The 18,320-nt window shown below is 60.7% G+C and carries 17 protein-coding genes; 15 read left to right on the top strand and 2 right to left on the bottom strand.

Features of this window, described 5'->3' with window-relative positions; all coding sequences use genetic code 11:
* The first annotated feature begins 1 nt into the window (after position 1).
* Together gatA and gatB are read left to right on the top strand one after the other, a co-directional pair.
* On the top strand, positions 2–1,369 hold the full coding sequence (gatA, locus tag OSA81_02565) for an Asp-tRNA(Asn)/Glu-tRNA(Gln) amidotransferase subunit GatA (protein MDE0897877.1): 1,368 nt from the start codon (positions 2–4) through the stop codon (positions 1,367–1,369).
* Positions 1,366–2,808, top strand: a complete 1,443-nt coding sequence (gatB, locus tag OSA81_02560; protein MDE0897876.1) for an Asp-tRNA(Asn)/Glu-tRNA(Gln) amidotransferase subunit GatB — start codon at positions 1,366–1,368, stop codon at positions 2,806–2,808. Before gatA ends, gatB begins: the two co-directional genes overlap by 4 nt.
* Here gatB and OSA81_02555 read toward each other — a convergent pair.
* Positions 2,792–3,778 (bottom strand): zinc dependent phospholipase C family protein, encoded by a 987-nt coding sequence (locus OSA81_02555; GenBank protein ID MDE0897875.1) that lies wholly within the window; start codon positions 3,776–3,778, stop codon positions 2,792–2,794. The two genes, gatB and OSA81_02555, sit on opposite strands and share 17 nt — an antisense overlap.
* 22 nt (positions 3,779–3,800) lie before the next feature.
* The gene (locus OSA81_02550) at positions 3,801–4,409 is read right to left on the bottom strand and encodes a hypothetical protein (GenBank protein ID MDE0897874.1); all 609 of its coding nucleotides are present in this window, start codon (positions 4,407–4,409) and stop codon (positions 3,801–3,803) included.
* A gap of 235 nt (positions 4,410–4,644) precedes the next feature.
* On the opposite strand from OSA81_02550, the gene murA reads away from it, so the two are divergent.
* From murA to OSA81_02485, 13 genes are all read left to right on the top strand, one after another.
* Positions 4,645–5,943, top strand: coding sequence for a UDP-N-acetylglucosamine 1-carboxyvinyltransferase (gene murA / locus OSA81_02545; protein ID MDE0897873.1), 1,299 nt, complete (start codon positions 4,645–4,647; stop codon positions 5,941–5,943).
* Positions 5,944–6,004: 61 nt separating this feature from the next.
* Entirely contained in the window at positions 6,005–6,442 is a 438-nt protein-coding gene (locus tag OSA81_02540; GenBank protein MDE0897872.1) for a hypothetical protein, read from the top strand.
* Between the two features lie 203 nt (positions 6,443–6,645).
* Entirely contained in the window at positions 6,646–7,137 is a 492-nt protein-coding gene (locus OSA81_02535; GenBank protein ID MDE0897871.1) for a ribosome maturation factor RimP, read from the top strand.
* Positions 7,138–7,148: 11 nt separating this feature from the next.
* A complete protein-coding gene (nusA, locus tag OSA81_02530) occupies positions 7,149–8,567 on the top strand; it encodes a transcription termination factor NusA (GenBank protein ID MDE0897870.1) in 1,419 nt (472 codons plus the stop codon).
* 1 nt (position 8,568) lies between these two features.
* Complete coding sequence (locus tag OSA81_02525) at positions 8,569–8,895, top strand: ribosomal L7Ae/L30e/S12e/Gadd45 family protein (GenBank protein ID MDE0897869.1); 327 nt, start codon at positions 8,569–8,571, stop codon at positions 8,893–8,895.
* Between the two features lie 7 nt (positions 8,896–8,902).
* On the top strand, positions 8,903–11,605 hold the full coding sequence (gene infB, locus OSA81_02520; GenBank protein MDE0897868.1) for a translation initiation factor IF-2: 2,703 nt from the start codon (positions 8,903–8,905) through the stop codon (positions 11,603–11,605).
* 16 nt (positions 11,606–11,621) lie between these two features.
* Positions 11,622–11,873: a DUF503 family protein gene (locus tag OSA81_02515; GenBank protein ID MDE0897867.1), complete on the top strand. Its 252-nt coding sequence runs from the start codon at positions 11,622–11,624 to the stop codon at positions 11,871–11,873.
* Between the two features lies 1 nt (position 11,874).
* Positions 11,875–12,321, top strand: a complete 447-nt coding sequence (rbfA, locus tag OSA81_02510; GenBank protein MDE0897866.1) for a 30S ribosome-binding factor RbfA — start codon at positions 11,875–11,877, stop codon at positions 12,319–12,321.
* Complete coding sequence (gene truB / locus OSA81_02505; protein MDE0897865.1) at positions 12,318–13,205, top strand: tRNA pseudouridine(55) synthase TruB; 888 nt, start codon at positions 12,318–12,320, stop codon at positions 13,203–13,205. The genes rbfA and truB overlap by 4 nt, the downstream gene beginning before the upstream one ends.
* The gene (locus tag OSA81_02500) at positions 13,202–14,137 is read left to right on the top strand and encodes a bifunctional riboflavin kinase/FAD synthetase (GenBank protein MDE0897864.1); all 936 of its coding nucleotides are present in this window, start codon (positions 13,202–13,204) and stop codon (positions 14,135–14,137) included. Before truB ends, OSA81_02500 begins: the two co-directional genes overlap by 4 nt.
* Positions 14,138–14,291: 154 nt before the next feature.
* Complete coding sequence (gene rpsO, locus OSA81_02495) at positions 14,292–14,552, top strand: 30S ribosomal protein S15 (GenBank protein ID MDE0897863.1); 261 nt, start codon at positions 14,292–14,294, stop codon at positions 14,550–14,552.
* Positions 14,553–14,773: 221 nt separating this feature from the next.
* The gene (pnp, locus tag OSA81_02490) at positions 14,774–16,921 is read left to right on the top strand and encodes a polyribonucleotide nucleotidyltransferase (protein MDE0897862.1); all 2,148 of its coding nucleotides are present in this window, start codon (positions 14,774–14,776) and stop codon (positions 16,919–16,921) included.
* Positions 16,922–16,955: 34 nt separating this feature from the next.
* The gene (locus OSA81_02485) at positions 16,956–18,302 is read left to right on the top strand and encodes a pitrilysin family protein (protein MDE0897861.1); all 1,347 of its coding nucleotides are present in this window, start codon (positions 16,956–16,958) and stop codon (positions 18,300–18,302) included.
* Positions 18,303–18,320: the final 18 nt, after the last annotated feature.

Here is an 18,320-nt window from a genome sequence, read left to right as displayed (position 1 = left end):
CTTGGAGTCACTGACCTCCGCACTTTCTCGTATCCGCGAGAGGGAGTCGGGCCCGGCTGGGCTCAACGCCTTTCTCGCGTTTGCGGAGCCTGCGGGCGAAAAGTCAGCGGCCTTGACGGAAAAGTTGGCACCGCTGGTGTCCCGGTTTGTGGCAGTGAAGGACAACATCGTCACGCGGCACATGCCCACGACATGTGCTTCTGCCATGCTCGCGGAGTATCAATCGCCCTTTGATGCGACGGTTGTCCGACGCCTTCAGGAGGCGGGCGCCGAGGTCGTAGGCAAGACGAATCTGGATGAATTTGGCATGGGCTCGTCCACCGAGAATTCCGCCTGGGGGCCGACGCTCAATCCACATGACCGGACAAGGGTGCCGGGCGGTAGTTCTGGGGGATCCGCTGCGGCCGTCGCCGCGGGTTATGTGTCTCTGGCGCTCGGTTCGGATACGGGGGGCTCCGTCCGGCAACCAGCCGCATTTTGTGGGGTCACGGGTATCAAGCCGACGTACGGGCGAGTCAGTCGATACGGACTCGTGGCGTTCGCCTCTTCGCTCGAGCAGATAGGGACCTTCGGTCGCACGGTTTCCGATGCGGCGACGCTGCTCGACGTGGTCTCCGGGTACGACCCAAGGGACAGCACTTCCGTGGACAGGGAGGTTCACAGCGCAGCTTTGTCCGCCGACTCGGGTGTCGAAGGAAGAACGATCGGAGTGCCGGTCGAGTTCTTCCCCGACACGCTCGATCCCGCGGTGCGCGCGGTTCTTGAATCGGCTCTCGCCGGACTCGAGGCTGCTGGCGCGTCACTGCGGGAGGTATCCCTCCCTTCGACGACCCTCGCCATCCCTTGTTACTACGTAATTGCGACCGCCGAGGCGTCGAGTAACCTGGCACGATTCGACGGAGTGCGATTCGGCCAGCGAATGGATGCCGGTGACGTTGGCGAGATGATTCGGCGAAGCCGGACCGATGGCTTTGGAGAGGAGGTGCGGCGTAGGATTATGCTGGGGACGTACGTGCTTTCATCTGGGTACTACGACCAATATTACGGCGCGGCTCAGCGCGCACGCAGAGCTGTAGTACAGGACTTCCGATCTGTTTTTGCATCGGGGGTGGACGCTCTGTTCACTCCGACGACCCCGGCACCTGCTTTTGACCTCGGCGAGAGGATGACTGACCCACTGCAGATGTATAAGTCCGACGTATTCACCGTCACTGCAAACCTTGCCGGTGTGCCGGCCATGTCTGTTCCCATTGGCACCGTACGCGGACTTCCGTTTGGCGGTCAGGTGATCGGGCCGTGGTGGGGCGAAACGTCGATGGTGGCGATCGGAGGTGTCCTCGAGGCGCAGTCAGGAGGACGGGCCGAGTGATCCGTCGGTGGGAGACTGTCATCGGAGTCGAGGTCCACGTTCAGCTTCGGACCAGGCATAAGCTTTTCTGCCGTGATGTCGCCCGGTTCGGCGACGCTCCAAACACCAACGTGTGCCCAGTCTGTATGGGCTTGCCGGGCGCACTTCCTGTCCTGAACACCGAGGCAGTAACGCTCGCGCTTCAGGCGGCGGTCGCCCTCGCGTGCGATGTGCACGCGTACAGTGTCTGGGAACGAAAGAGCTACTTCTATCCTGACTTGCCGAAGGGCTACCAGATCACCCAGTTCGAGCAACCAATCGCGACTGGCGGCGTGCTCCGGTTCGACTCCGAAGGGGAGCATCGGGAAGTCAGGATTCGTCGTGTTCATATGGAAGAAGACTCCGGAAAATTGATTCATGACCGTATTCCTGGAGCCACCGCCGTCGATCTTAATCGGGCCGGTACCCCCCTGGTGGAGGTCGTCACTGAGCCCGACCTGCGCACCCCGGCAGAGGTTCGGGCCTTCCTGTCGACCCTCAAGCAGGTGCTCGAATACTCAGAAGTGAGTGACTGTAACATGGAGGAGGGCAGCCTGAGAGCAGATGCCAACATCTCTCTCCGCGAGGTCGGCGCATCCGCCCTCGGCACGAAGACCGAGATCAAGAATGTGAATTCCTTTTCAGGAGTGGAAAAGGCGCTTCATCTAGAGATCGAGCGCCAGACAGAAGTGCTCGAATCAGGGGGACAGGTGCGATCGGAGAGTCTGCTGTGGAACGACCATGAGGAAACACTTCGGTCAATGCGGTCGAAGGGAGACAGCGAAGACTACCGGTACTTTCCTGACCCGGACCTAACACCGCTCGTTCTCGCACCCTCTTTGCTGACCTGGGCAAACATTGCTGTGCCGGAGCTCCCTCGTGACCGTCGCGCCCGATTCGAAGGCTCGTATCGGCTCACTGCGTATGAGTCGGGTGTGCTTACGCAGACACGCGAGGGGGCTGATTTCTTCGAGGACGTGGTTGGGCAGACGGGCGATGCCGGCACCATTGCAAAGTGGATTATGGGTCCGGTGCAGGCATTGATGAAGGCTCGTTCCGAGACACCCAGGTCATTCGCCCTCCGGCCTGAGGCCTTGGGGCAACTGATCGGTCTTGTGGCGGACGGCACGATTTCGGATGTGGTGGCCAGGGGTCTGCTCGAGACTATGGCCGCGTCGGGCCGGTCGGCTGTGGATGTGGTCGAAGCGTCGGGACTTCAACAGATAAGAGACGATTCGGTCGTAACTGGGTGGGTCGAGGGAGTGATGACCTCGTTCCCGATCGAAGTGCAGCGCTTTCGAAAAGGGGAAGTGCGCCTCCTGGGATTCCTAGTTGGCCAAGTGATGAAGTCGTCGCAAGGCAAGGCCGATCCTCGACAGGTGAATGAGGTGTTACAGTTCCGGCTCAACGGTTCGGACTGATCTGGGCCGGTTCCGAGGGACAGGGAATGATCGTCCGCCCGGCTGTGGTTTTGGAGCTGATCCCCGAGGCGAACTCGGCGTTTTCGATCTGAGGCCAGTACCGGAGCGGTGCAGTGGGCATCGCAAAGAATCCGTCAGCCATTTGGGCCAGCACCTCCGTGTGGTTGGCCGTGTGGTCGGACATCGCGCGACGGCGAACCTTCTTTGCCAGCTTGAGATTCAGATCTCCAACCGGGTCCATCTGGCCGGCGGGGGAGGTCGCCCGGTCGCGCATGTATCCTACGATGTGTTCGAATGCGAGCTCGAAGTACTGATCCACAACCGGGTTGGGCAGGTCAAAACGAGAGTTGGCGAGGACCTGCCCAAAGACCTGCGGCCACCGCTCGTGACCCTGGAATCGGATCATCCCGCGAAACAGTCGTTTGTTCGTGCCGAAGCTGAAGACAGTGCAACTTAGAACGTCATCAAGGAGCTCGTCGACCTCTCCGTGGTCATGATCCACGACTACATGCCGAGCAAGGGAGAGGAACTCCTCACCGACATGCATGTCCATTCGGTGCTCCCAGTACGCGTGGCCCAGAGCTTGGGTAGTACTCGTAAAAAGGAGCTGCCGTGGTACGAAGAAGTTGTGGGCGATTGTGTCGGCCGCTAAATGGGCCAGATATCCGTAGCCAGCTGCCTTCAAGCGATCGGATTGTGCGCCAGCGAGAATCTCTTCGCCCACGTGCCAGTTGTGGCAATGACGACCCTCCGGGACGTACTTTTTCGCGAAGGAAATGTCTGCTGCAACCGAGCCATAGAGGAAGTGCACGGGGTACCGCTCAATGATCGCCCGGATCGCGGGTGGGATCAGGTAGAGTGAGCTGAGAACCGCCTCTCCGAGTGCGACGTGTGTTGCGGGCCCCCATGCCGCCACTGGCTCCGGCACCAGCGCGAGCCAAGCGAGCGCGGTTGTAAGCCCGAGTGCCATCGTCACAACGAACTGCCTGATGTCAGGCCTCGCCGAGGAGATCGCCTGCCGAATCGGCCGCGGTAGGTGCGTGCGTTGTGTCTTTTGGATGATCGGGCCCTTGTCCCGTGCCTGTGTCCGCATCGTGTTGGGCGACGTCGTTGGGGCAAGGCGAAGGTGACGGCGTGCGAGTTGCCGCCCCTTCAGAGATCACCCGAGCGCCTTCCCGCACACCCCGGACCGTAGAGGCGGTATCGAGGAATACTCCCTCAGCTTCGCCCTGCACGACTTCCATCAAGGCATTGAAGTCTTCGACTCGATCCTCCATTTGCTCGGAGGCGAGGTGCAGTCGTCCAGAGAGCGCCGTTACGGAGGAGCTGAGCTGCTCTACGTCGGATCTGAGCGACTGGGTTATAAAATCCACGTTGTCCGAAATGGAACGGGCACGGTCCGAAACGGGCCCTAGGCTCTGATGCGCGGCCCTTCTCACTTCACTGATGATCGAGTTCACCCTGTAAAACGTGATCGTGCTTAGTATCGCGAGGGTGAGGATAGCCCCTGCAATCACGACCTCGGCAACCTGCGCTGCTGTGGAGATCGCGAGTGGGCCGGTGGGCACTTGAATCAGCCCGAGAATTGTCAGCTGGAGCATGTCTAAAATATAACTGACGATTACACGGCACGCATCGTGTAGAACGGTTCTTAGCACTGCCGGACTGGGCAAACGGCCCACCGGCGGCGGGCTGTTCGCAAGGTGGATGGGAGTGATGACGGGTCAGTTGGCAGTGCGTTGCAGGCATGGGTATGTTGGGCTTCCCTAGACCGGGGCCGTGGGTAGTGCTCGCAGCTTCCGGTCCACGCTCTTTTCACCCCGATTCACGGATACCATGGGGACCTTTCTAGTCGAGGGAGGGCGACGGCTTTCTGGCCGCATTCGCCCCGCAGGGAACAAGAACGCGGCGCTTCCATGCCTTGCAGCCACCGTGCTCGCAAGCGAGCCCGTCACGTTGGACAACGTCCCACGGATCCGCGATGTGGAGACGTTTCTTCAGATCATCGAGTCACTCGGGGCCGTCGTCAGCTGGACCGGTGCGAATCAAGTGACCGTCGACGCGTCAGGCATCCGCGATAATCCGGTGGACGTCGACCTCGCTCGCAAGATCCGGGCATCAGTGTTGCTGGCCGGCCCGTTACTCGCGCGTTTCGGGCATGTCGAGCTGCCCCCGCCCGGCGGGGATGTGATTGGTCGGAGGCGTATGGACACACACTTCCTGGCCTTTGAAGCGCTAGGAGCGACAGTGTCCCTGAACGGAGGCTTCTCCATTCAGGTGGAAAAACTTGTGGGAACGGATTTCTTTCTTGATGAGCCGTCTGTTACCGGATCTGAAAACGCCGTCATGGCGGCGGTGCTCGCCGAGGGCGTCTCCACGATTCGGAATGCCGCAGCGGAGCCTCATGTTCAGGACCTGTGTAATCTACTGAACCTCATGGGCGCTCGAATTTCCGGAATCGGAACGCATCGTCTGACCATTGAAGGGGTGAGTGAGCTCAACGGAGCCCATTTCCGTGTTGGAGCGGATCATATTGAGACCGGGTCGTTCATAGGCCTCGCTGCGGTAACGGGTAGTGATATCACGATTGAAGGGGCGCCGGTCGAGCATCTGGACTCGACCTTGATAGGTTTCCGCCGACTGGGAATCGACTGCGAGATCGACGGAGAAGACTTACATGTCTATGGATCGCGCGAGCATCGTGTACAGCAGGATGCGTTCGGTGCGGTCCCAAAGATCGACGACGGGCCGTGGCCGGCTTTCCCGGCTGACCTGACGTCGATCGCGCTCGTGGCGGCGACCCAATGCCAGGGTACGGTGCTGATTCACGAGAAGATGTTCGAATCTCGCATGTACTTTACTGACAAGCTCGTAGGTCTCGGCGCTTCAATTATTTTGTGCGATCCGCACAGGGCTGTGGTCGTCGGCCCCAGTCCCCTGAAGGGCGGGGTTGTCGAAAGCCCTGATATTCGGGCCGGGATGGCTTTGCTTATCGCGGCGCTTGGTGCCGAGGGCTCCAGTACGATCCACAACATTCGGCAGATCGAACGTGGCTATGAGCGCATTGATGAGCGGCTCATCGGGATCGGGGCATCGATCACCCGGAGCGAGGACCAGCACACTGACCCCTCCTGAATCTGCCGCTGACCGGCGGATGTAGGGACCCCGGTAGAACCACCAACCAGAGGACGGCCCAATGACCGAGGAGCAGAAGAGCGACTCTGACGAGTCCGCGAGTAAGGAAGGCTCGGACGAAGGGAAGGACGACGGCGCGGGTAGTGGTCGCATGGGCGACGGGATACGGCAGGGTATCGGAGTCCTCAACGCGTTCAAGGACACCCTCGAAGAGACGATCAAGGAAGCGCGTGGACGCGGGGATCTCTCTACGGATCGGGCCAAAGAGGTCTTGAAAGAGACGCTCGAAAAGGCTCAAACTGCTGCGGGGGAAGCTAAAGAGAAGCTCGATTTCGCCAATCAGGCAGAAGTCGAGGCTGTGCGGGGTGCGATGGACAGTATTCGGGACCGTGTCAGCGTTCTGGAAAGGAGCGTGTTTGGCGCTGCAACCGACGAGGGTGCGAAGGACTCGTCCGTGGACGCTGCTGCGACTGAATCGGAGGGCAACCCCGCTCCCTGACCACCCAGATGCCCTGAAGTAGAGGTCCGCAACGCTGAGGCTTGAGCGCGTTCCGGGCCTCCTCTATATTCCGCGTTCGCTTTGGCCGCTGTTCCGCGGCGGTTTATCGAAGTGGGGGAGTTGGTCGCCCCCGCTTTTTTGTTCGCTGTAGACTGGGGTTCGTCGCATCCGTGACGTGCCCCTGCTTGTTGATAGGAGGTCGAGTGCGGGCCGTTTCGGGGATCGATCGAGAGTTGGATCTGAGAGTTGAAGAGCTCGGATACGAGCTCGTCGAGGTCCGGTGGGGTGGCAGTGGACAGCGTCCGATGCTGAAGCTCCGTATCGACCGACTGGATTCGGTTCCAGGTGAAGGAGTCTCGGTCGACGAATGTGCGAAGGTGAGCCGAGCCCTCGAATCATGGTTGGATGAGCACAGGGATCTGTCGGAACGGTACGTTCTGGAAGTGTCCTCACCGGGGGTCGATCGACCGCTGGTGCGGGCAAGGGACTTCGAACGGTTCCGGGGGGAGAAGGTCGCAGTCATGGGAAAACAGGCCCTGCTCGGTCGCAGCAATCGTCTCGAGGGGGAATTGATGGGGTTGGAAGACGCCGGCACCGATACCGAATCGGTTCGGCTCCGACTCTCCGATGGTGAAGAGGTCAGTGTTCCGCGATCAGAGATCCGGAAGGCCCACCTCGTGTTCACGTGGAAGTGAGGAGACAAAAAATGGCGAACGCGGCTCAGATTGTTGCGGCTTTCCAGGACATCGCATCAACCAAGAGTCTCTCCGAAGAGGAGATGACAGATCTGGTGAAGGACGGCATGCTTGCCGGCCTCGCGCGGATGTATGGTGCGACCGTTCAGGCTGAAATCGATATCAATGAAGAGACGGGCGACTTCGACATGGTCGTGTTGCGTCGGGTTGTTGAAGAAGTTGAAGACCCTGCGATCGAGATCTCACTCGAAGAGGCGCGTTGGGGCGACGAAGGGTTCGAGGTCGGTGATGTCATGGAAGTCTCCGTAGTATTCGCGGACTTCGGACGTAACGCCGTCATGGCCGTGAAGCAGCGCATAATTCAACGTGTTCGTGAGAACGAGCGCGAGCGGATCCGCGACGAGTTCGCCGATCAGATCGGTCACCTCCTCTCCGGTGAGCTGCAGCAGATCGAGCGCGGCAAGCTGGTTGTAATGCTGAACCGGGCTCGTGATGCAGACGCGATCATCCCGTGGAAGGATCAAAATCCCCGAGAGCGCTTCCGCCAGGGCGATCCAATTCGCGCAGTTTTGAAGAAAGTCGAGGAGACGCCCAAAGGGCCTCGCCTCATTTTGTCGCGCGCCGATCCTCTCTTTGTTACCGCGCTCTTTCACTTGGAAGTCCCGGAGATCCACCAAGGTATCGTCGAGATCCGTGAGATCTCACGGGAAGTCGGTGGGCGGACGAAAATTGCGGTGTACAGTCGCGATGAATCGATCGATCCTGTGGGTGCGTGCGTTGGCCTTAAGGGCTCACGTGTTCAGGCCGTGGTCAACGAACTCGGCGGGGAGCGGATTGATATTGTCCCGTGGCATCCTGAAACTGAGGTGTTTGCGCGGCGGGCACTGGCCCCGGCCCGTGTGTCCAAGGTTTTCAGTGACAACGAGCGACGGGTTATCACAGCGATCGTGGACGAGGATCAGTTGTCCCTTGCAATCGGCCGCAATGGACAGAACGTACGGTTGGCCTCGCAGCTCATTGGTTGGCAGATCGATCTGTATGGATCCCGCGAGTGGTTGGAGCGGGGCGAAGACCTTACTGCCTTCGTCGATGAGTCGTTGGACGACAACGAATATGAGACCGCTGATTTCCCTCTATCAGAGCTCGATCTCATGCCCGCCGTGCTGGCGGCTCTTTCTGAGGTCGGATATCATACTTTTCTTCAGATCATCGACCTGGAACGCCGAGATTTCCTTGTAATCAAGGGACTTGGCGAGGAAGATGCGGACCGCCTCCTTCAACTCATTGATGAGTTGACGGTCGTGGAAGAACCAGAGGCAGAGGTTGCCGCTGCGGCTGACGAAGAAGCTGAGGTGGCGGAGCCTTATGCCGCTGCAGGGAACGAAGGGGCAGGGAAAGGCCCTGACGGCGATGGCGAGTCGGACGACTAGCGTGTTCCGGCTCTTGGGCTTGGCTCGCCGGGCCGGCGCAGTTGCTCCAGGTACGGATGCAGTGCGCCGGGCAATCCGCGAGGGCGAGGCCCGATTGATTTTGATGGCAGGGGACGCATCGAGCGTCCAGTTGGACAAGATACGGACGACGTTGCATGACCGAACGATCCCCCAGGCTGTTCTGGGTGATCGAAACACTTTGGGTGCGGCGGTTGGTCTCGCTCCGCTTTCAGCGGTGGCTGTGACTAATCGCTCACTGGCAGACAAACTCGTTGCGGAACTCAAGAGTTCCGGAGACGAGAGCAGCACCGACGCGGTGGAGGCGTAACGACAGCATGCAGGTATTTGAACTAGCGGACGACCTGAACGTCGGACCAGACGCGCTGATCGCGCTCCTGCGGCATATGGGGATTCCCGTTGCCGACGAGGATGCGCCGATCACGGACGGTCAGGTCTCGAAGGTCCTCGCGAAAATGGAGCGGGAACGCCGGGCGGGTCATAAAGATCCGTCCGATGCGATTCGCTCGGCCATGGAAGATGCTGCGCCTACCCAGAAGACGCGCCGTCGTCGCCGTGAGCCGGAGCCTGCGCCCGAGGTCGATGAGCCCACTGAGCCGGTTGCCGTCGACGAGGCCGTTGCTGCCGAGGCCGTCGACGATGCGGACGAGGTTGCGGACGACGAAGCGACCGAGGCTGCAGGGCGGGAAGCTGTGGCAAGCGCCGAGGCGGGAGGCGATGCTGCGGGAGACAACGTCGAGGTCGCTGCCGAAGCTGAGCCGGTCGAGGTGATCCATGAGGCGCCCCCGGTTGAGGCCGCGCGCGAAGCGGTCGAGCCGGAGACAGATCCTCTAGCCGGGTCGGACACAGGAGCGCCTACGGAGACTGAGGTTGAGCCGGGCGCGGAAGCTACTGAGGGGGAGTCCGCCGAGGACAAAGCCGGACTCGCGCCGGCCCGTGGCGGGCAGTTCAATAGTCCGGTGCGGACGATTCGTCGTCCGGCCCCTGCGCCAGCGGCGACTGCCGGTCCCGCAGGTCAGGTTCGTATTCAGGCCCAAGGCTACAGCGCTGACGGGCAGCGAGAGCGGAACGACAAAAAGAAGGGGAAGGGGCGGCAGCGCGTCGATCAGGCCTCTGTACAGTCCAACATCCAGCGCGTTATGGCCGAGCTCAAGAGCGGCGGCAGCAAGAAGCGCAAGAAGAAAGGACGACTGAGCGTCGAGGAGCGTGCGGCTCAGGAGCAGGAGCAGGAGCAGGAGCAGGAGAGAGAACGGCGCACGGTTCGGGTCAATGAATTCCTAACCGTGGCCGAGCTGTCCGAACTGGTCGATGTTACTTCGACAGAGATCATCGGCTCCGCGTTCAAGAATCTTGGCTTGATGGTGACGATCAATCAGCGCCTCGACTTCGACCAGATTGAACTCCTGCTCGAGGAGTTCAATTTTACAGTCGTCAAAGAAGAAGAGTACGTTGCCGAGGCGGAGATAGAGGAAGACACCGACGATCCGGCCGACCTTAAGCCGCGCCGCCCCGTCGTTACTGTGATGGGTCATGTCGATCACGGTAAGACGTTGCTGCTGGACAACATCCGCGCTACTAACGTGGTCGCGGGAGAGGCAGGTGGTATCACGCAGCACATCGGTGCGTACCACGTTGATCTGCCGAACGACCGCAGCATCACCTTCCTGGATACCCCGGGTCACGCGGCGTTTACCGCGATGCGAGCCCGTGGTGCAGACGTCACAGACATTGTCATTCTGCTCGTCGCGGCCGATGACTCGGTCATGCCCCAGACGATCGAGGCCATCAGTCACGCCAAGAGCGCGGGCGTGCCGATGATCGTGGCGATCAACAAGTGTGACCTCCCAGCTGCTGATCCCATGCGGGTGAAGCAGGAGCTCTTGCAACACAGCGTCAACGTCGAGGACTTCGGAGGAGACGTGCTCGTTTCGGAGGTCTCAGCAAAGACGGGAGCGGGAATCGACGACCTTCTCGAAAAGGTGCTGCTGCAGGCTGATCTCCTCGAGCTCACGGCGAACCCAGATCGCCACGCTTACGGAACTGTCATCGAAGCTCGGCTCGACCAAGGGAAGGGTGCTGTTGCCACCATCATGGTGCAGAAGGGAACGCTGCGGGTCGGAGACTCGTTCATCTGCGGCATGTTCGACGGCCGGGTCCGGTCCCTGCTCGACGAGCGTGGACAGCCCATCAAGGAAGTTGGACCGGCGACACCGGTGCAGGTGCTCGGTGCGGGCGGCGTCCCGCAAGCGGGAGACACGTTCCAGGCGATGAGCCCGACGGCAGCATCAGAGATCGCGGAGACGCGCCAGCGGCTCGACCGAGAGAAGCAACTCCGTATCCGTGAACGTGGCGTTAAGCTTGGGGACTTCGGCGCGCTCGTCGCTGCCGGACAGGTTTCGAGCCTGCCACTGGTCATCAAGGGTGATGTTGACGGCTCCGTGCAGGCCCTTTCCGATTCGCTCGAGCAACTGGGAACCAGCGAAGTACGGGTGGAAATTCTTCACCGTGGTGTCGGAGCGATCAACGAGTCCGATATCCTGCTCGCCCAGACGGGTGGCGCTGTGATCCTGGGCTTCCGGGTTCGGCCTCAGACGGCTGCTCGCCAGGCTGCTGAGCGAGAAGACATCGAGATCAATGTCTACGACGTCATCTACGAAGCGGTGGACGACATCACCGCCGCCCTGGAAGGTCTGCTCACGCCTGAGCGTCGAGAGACGGTCGAGGGAGCTGCCGAGGTCCGCGAGACATTCCGCGTCTCCAAGGTTGGTACCATCGCGGGTTGCTACGTCATCGATGGTAGAATCGATAGGAAGGCGCACGGTCGCCTCATTCGAGACGGCGTGGTGGTCTACGACGGAGCCATCTCTTCCCTTAAGCGTTTCAAGGACGATGTCAAGGAAGTCCGTGAAAGCTTCGAGTGCGGTATCGGGATCGCAAACTTCAACGACATCAAGGTCGGCGACGTCATCGAGGCCTACTCCGTGGAGGAGGTCGCCCGGACGCTCGCCAGCTCTACCTGATCGAGCCGAGCGACCGATGGTCGTGGCTTCGCAGTCGCGGGAGTTGTCGCTTTCCGGATGTCAGTCGCCCGGGGATCGTCTCCAGGCGAAGTTCAAGGTGTCGGTAGCTGAAACGGGCTTTCAGGATATCGCCACCCGAGTTGAGTTATCTCTCGCCCTCGTGGCGGGCGATGACCGGATCGCGGAGTCGACGCTGTCCAAGGTGGATGGCTTCGTTGAAGTCCATGGTGGTGCCATCATCGTCCGCGTTCGGCGCGAGGTGTATTGAGATGAGCAAACGAATCGCGAGACTCAATGAGCAGCTGAAGCGTGAGCTGTCAGAGTTGATCCGCACCCAGGTACGTGACCCTCGGGTCGGAATTGTCACGATCACCGGGGTCGAGGTGGCTCGCGACCTAGGGTCCGCGCGAATCTTCGTGCGGGACATGGGTGGTGATGCCGCCGTGGTCGAAACCCTCAAAGGCCTTGAAGCTGCCGCACCCTTCCTGCGGTCTGTCCTTGGCCGACTGCTCCACGTTCGAAAGGTGCCGGAGCTTCGATTCCGTGAAGATCGGTCCTACGAGGGTGCGATGCGGATCGATCAGGTCCTGTTGGAGGTTTTGCCTGAGGCGAGCAATGTGACGGAAGCCGGCTCGGAGTCGGACGAAACGGACACCCGTGAAGCCGCAGTTGACTCGGTCGACCAGGACGCTGTGGCCGAGGCCGGGAACGCGTGAACTTAGCTGCCGGCGATTTCGTCCTGCCGGTCGACAAACCGGTCGGTCCCACCTCTCACGACGTCGTAGCGGCGGCGCGCCGCGCGCTGGGCACACGGCGTGTCGGCCACACGGGTACACTGGACCCGTTTGCGTCCGGTCTGCTCTTGCTTTGCATTGGGAGGGCGACCCGCCTCGCGGAATATCTCTCTGGGATGTCCAAGACCTATCACGCTACGGCTCGTCTGGGCGTGACGACGGACACGCTTGATCGTGACGGGTCCCTGATGGTTGAACGAGACGCGTCCTCCGTCGATGAGGCCGCGATTCGACAGGTCCTGGCCGAGCTTGTTGGTGCCATTCAGCAAGTGCCACCTCAGTTTTCGGCCAAGAAAGTGGACGGCGAGGCGATGTATAGCCGAGCGAGGAAAGGAGAGCACGTCGAGCTGCCTCCGGTGGACGTGACCATTCACGAAGCGGACCTCGTCTCCTGTGATGGGTCGGACGTAGATTTCAGTGTTCGATGCTCAAGTGGGACGTACATCCGCGCGATCGCGCGGGACCTTGGCGAGGCGCTCGGTGTCGGCGCTCATCTGACCGAACTCCGGAGGACCTCGGTAGGCCAGTATCGTATCGAGGACGCGGTCTCGATGGATGAACTCGCCGACGAAACTGTCGTTGCGAGAGCTCGTGTGGCCCCGATTGCGGCGATGGCCCATCTCGAAGGCATCACGCTCAAAGACGAACATGCCGCGCGCCTGCTCCAGGGCCAGCGGATCCGGATCGCAGGAGAAGGCGAGGGGAGATCGGCTGACCGAGTCGCGATTTCTTTTGGAGAGGACCTTCTCGCGATCGCGGAACTTGACGACGGGGTGATTCGGCCTCGCAAGGTATTCCCGGCATGACACCAATCCAGTGGACTTATCCACCTGGCGTCCCGTCGGATCGCGGCACTGTTGTCACGGTGGGGAATCTGGATGGCGTCCACCTGGGACACTGGGCGGTACTCCAGGAGATTCGCCGCCGAGCTGAGGCGACGAACCGCAGGAGCGTTCTCGTCACCTTCGATCCACACCCACTCCGGATCGTGCGCCCCGAGCACGCGCCCCCACTGCTCACTACGGCGATGGAGAAGAAGGAAATCCTGGCGGAAAGTGGTTTGGATTATGCGGTTTTCATCTCCTTCACCGAGGCGTTGTCGAAGTACACGCCGAGGCGCTTCGTCGAAGAGATCCTGGTAGGCCGTCTCGGCGTGAAGGAGCTCGTGATCGGATACGATCATGGTTTCGGCCGGGATCGTAAGGGTGGCCCGGACGCACTTCGTGACATCGGCAGAGAGCTCGACTTCGATGTAGACGTGGTCGAGCCAATCCTGGCGGAGGGCGAGGCCGTCTCGTCGTCTAGGATCCGCAGTCTGATCAATAACTGCGACATGGTGGGCGCGTCCGCGTGTCTTGGCCGGCCCTATTCTCTGCGAGGGGTCGTGGTCCGTGGCGAAGGGCGGGGCAAGGGTCTCGGTTTCGCCACTGCAAATCTTCAGACTTCCGGTGGCGACAAACTGATTCCGCCAGAGGGCATTTACGCCGTGCGGGGTGTGCTCCGCTCAGGCACATGGTCGGGGGCGCTACACCTTGGTCCAAGGCCCACTTTCCAGGGTTCGCCGCCAAGTGTGGAACTTCACCTCCTCGACTTCGACCGCGACATCTACGGAGAGGAGGTGCGCGTCGACTTCGTGAAGCACCTGAGGCCGATCGAACCCTTTTCGAGCGTCAAGGCCCTTGTCGCCCAGATTCGGTGTGACGTCGATCAGACGCGGAAGATCCTCGCGAATCACTGATCATGCTCTAGTTATCGCAGTTGCTGCACCGGTAGACGACCACTTCAGGTTTGCCTAGCTTTTTGGACTGAACTACGAAAGACCATCCGGATCGACCGGGTGTACAGCTTTCGCTTCCCTTGCAGCATCGGACTCTCGAGGAGGCACGACGCCCATGGCGATCGTCAAAGAAGACGTGATTAAGAAGTACCAGCTCCACGAAAATGATCGTGGCAGCGCTCCGGTCCAGGTCGCAATCATCACCGCGCGGATCGACGACCTCAGGACGCACTTCGACACGCATAAGAAAGACCATCACTCCCGTCAGGGATTGTTGAAGATGGTCGGTCGTCGTCGACGACTCCTTGAGTACGTCAAGAAGGGCGACGTCGAGCAGTACCGCAGCCTTATCAAGGATCTAGGCCTGCGTCACTAGAAGTACCCGGCGCGGTCGCACTCTGCGACCGGAGTCGGTATTCAGCCGAAGGCACGGAGCCTCGGGTGAGAGACGGCCTACAACATTCGCTGCAATAACGGGCTCGTGCGTTGCATGCCCCCCTTGCGGCGGTCGCTCTCTTTTCCGGATCCCCTGCGCACTTCGGCGTTCAATCCAAGGGCGGGGCAAGACCTCGTCCGATACGAAGTGAGTAGAGCAACATGATTCACAAAATGGAGCGTCAGTTCCATGGGCGCACACTCTCGCTCGAGACGGGCCGCATGGCCAAGCTCGCGCAGGGTTCGTGCCTGGTTCAGTATGGCGACACCGTCGTGCTATGCGCTGTAACAGTGCAGGATCGTCCCACGCATCTCCCCTTCTTCCCGTTGACGATCGAGTACCGCGAGAAGTCCTACGCGGCCGGTAAGATCCCGGGCGGATTCTTCAAGCGTGAGGGTCGCCCCGGCGAGAAGGAGATCCTCTCCGCTCGCCAGATCGATCGGCCGATTCGGCCCTTGTTCCCGAACGGATTCCAGCACGAGACCCAGGTCACGTGCTTCATCCTTTCGGCTGATCAGGAAAATGACGCAGACACGTTGGCGCTTCTTGGCGCCTCTGCCGCGCTGAACATGTCACCGGCGCCATTCCATACGCCGGTCGCCTCTGTCCGCGTTGGGCGAATTCAGGGCAACTGGGTCGTGAACCCGACCTTCCAGCAGCTTGAGTACTCGGACATTGACCTCGTTGTTGCCGGGTCCGCCGACGCCATTACGATGGTCGAAGGCGGGGCGCTCGAGATCCCTGAGTCAGAGATTCTTGAAGGTCTCACGCTCGCGCATGAGGCCGTGAAAGAGATCTGCGCGATGCAGGCTGATTTCATCGAAGGTCGCTGCGCGCCGGAGATGGAGTGGTCCGCCATTCTGCCCGACGAAGATCTCAAGGCCAAGGTCGAGGGACTCGCTGCCGCACCGGTCGTGGAGGCCCTCAAGATTGCCGACAAGCACGAGCGCGGCGCAGCCATGAAGGTCGTGAAGTCCGACGTTATCAAAACGCTGACGGCTGAGGATGAGGCGTACGCCGATCAAGCCAAGATGATCGGCGAGGTCGTGTACGGACTTGAGAAGAGCACGATGCGTCGCAACATCTTGGACAACGGTGTTCGCGCCGATGGTCGTGGGGTGAACGACATCCGGCCCATCAACTCTGAAGTCAGCATTCTTCCGCGGACGCATGGTTCGGCGCTGTTCACGCGTGGACAGACGCAGGCACTCGCAGTCATTACGCTCGGCACATCGCGTGACGAACAGCGGATCGACTCGATCGATTCTCGTGAAGAGATCAAGAAGTCGTTCATGCTCCATTACAACTTTCCGCCGTTCTGCGTCGGCGAGGCGCGTCCGTTCCGCGGCACGTCTCGTCGCGAGATCGGTCACGGGAACCTGGCGGAGCGGGCGATCCAGCCATTACTGCCGGAGTATGATGACTTCCCTTACACGATCCGTATCGTCTCGGACGTGCTCGAGTCGAACGGTTCGTCTTCGATGGCGTCGGTTTGTGGGGCCTCGCTGGCGCTGATGGACGCAGGTGTGCCGATTAAGGCGCCGTGTGCCGGTGTCGCCATGGGGCTGATCAAGGAGGGCGATGAAGTCGCTATCCTGACCGATATCCTCGGTATTGAGGATGCTCTCGGCGACATGGACTTCAAGGTTGCCGGAACGACTGAGGGCGTGACGTCCATCCAGATGGATATCAAGATCGAAGGCCTCACGGTTGAGGTCCTCTCTGAGGCACTGACCCGGGCCAACAAGGGCCGGATGCACATCCTCGGCGAGATGGCCAAGGCGCTCGACACGCACCGTGACGAGATGTCCGACTATGCACCAAGGATCGTTGCAATCCAGATCAACCCGTCGAAAATTGGTGAGATCATCGGACCGAAGGGCAAGACGATTCGGGCCATTCAGGAAGAGTCTGGCGCATCGATCGACATCGATGACTCTGGCATCATCAAGATCGCCGCCGTCTCCAGTGAGGCCGGTACACGGGCTCGCGAGATGATCGAGGCGATCGTGAAGGATCCCGAGGTCGGCCGCATTTACGAAGGTCCGGTCAAGAACACGACCACCTTCGGCGCCTTCATCGAGATCATGCCTGGTACGGAGGGGCTCTGCCACATCTCTGAGCTGGCCGATGACCGGGTCGAGAACACCGAGGACGTCGTCAAGAAGGGTGACATCGTTCGCGTGAAGCTCCTCTCGATCGATGAGAAGGGCCGTCTCCGTCTGTCGCGGAAGGTTGCGATGGCCGAAGACGCTGCTGCCGAAGCCGGTGGCGGTGCGGCGGACAGTGAGGACGGTGCTGAAGGCTGACGCCCTCGGCTCAGCAGATGCACCCGAGGCACCGATGAATCACGTGATTGGGATGGAAGGGTCGAGAGGGCACGGGCACAGGCCCGTGCCCTCTCTGGCGTCTGCGCCAGTGGAACAGGCCGCCCCAGACGATGCGATGCGGGAATCCCGACTGGACAACGGCGTCCGTGTCCTCAGCGAGCACATTCCTGGAATGCGCTCTGCGGCGATCGGCGTCTGGGTTCGGCAGGGAGCGGCTCACGAGGTCGTGGAGCAAACCGGTGTAAGTCACCTCCTTGAGCACATGGTTTTCAAGGGAACCGAAAAACGATCGGCTCTCGAGTTGGCGGACTCTCTCGAGGTGCTCGGAGGTTCGCTCGACGCTTACACGAGCAGGGAGCACACTTCCTACCAGGCACGGGTCTTGGACCAGCACCTCCCGATCGCGCTCGATGTGCTATCGGACCTGGTTCTGGCGCCGAAGCTTGAGGCTGAGGATCTCCGGCTGGAGCGCGAAGTGGTACTCGAAGAGATTGCTCAGGTAGAAGACACGCCCGATGATTTGGTCTTCGAGCTGCATTCGGAAGAACTTTGGAACGGACATCCCTACGGGCGTTCCATCCTTGGGACCAATGAGTCCGTTACTGGGATGTCAGCTGAGACACTTCGCGAGCTCCACGGCACGCGCTACGTAGGCGAGAATTTGGTCGTCGCCGCTGTCGGCAACGTCGAGCACCAGGGTTTCGTTGAGCGGGTAGCCTCTCACTTCGATGGAGTGCCGCAAGGTACGCGGACGGAAGAGGTGACTGGATCGGGGAGTACGAATGCCGGCGTCCGCAACGTCGAGCGAGCGTCTGCGCAGACACACATCGTCTTCGGCAAAGAAGGGCCGGGGCACGCTGATGAAGATCGGTTTCCCGTGGTCCTGCTGTCCGCGGCGCTGGGCGGCGGCATGAGCTCGCGACTGTTCCAGAAGGTTCGCGAAGAGCTGGGCCTGTGCTACTCGGTCTTCACCTACCAGAGCTTCTATGGCGCGTCCGGTGTGGTCGGCGTATACGTCGGGACGCGTCCGGCCAATGCCGATGCCGCTGCTGACGCCGTTCGCTCAGAGCTCGACCGCGTCGTCTCTGAAGGGCTCGGCGCGACGGATCTGGCTCGAATCAAGCAGCAGGTCAGTGGACAGGTGATGCTCTCCCTCGAATCGACCGGAGCCAGACTCCACCGACTGGCATCATTCGCTTTGCACGAAGAGCCGTTCCGCACGCTGGATGATGTCCTTGCGCGGATCGAAGCGGTAACGGAGGATGATATCGTCCGTGTCGCGCAGCGGCACTACGACCCAGCTGGGCACCTCGAATTGAGACTCGGACCCGCCGCCGTCGTCGAAGTCCTGACCAATTGAAATCACCAAACCACAACG

The organism is Longimicrobiales bacterium (assembly GCA_028823235.1).
Taxonomy (GTDB): Bacteria; Gemmatimonadota; Gemmatimonadetes; order Longimicrobiales; family Gaopeijiaceae; genus UBA2589.
Note: the sequence above shows the minus strand (reverse complement) of the source record. Positions and strands in the feature narration are given on the sequence as shown.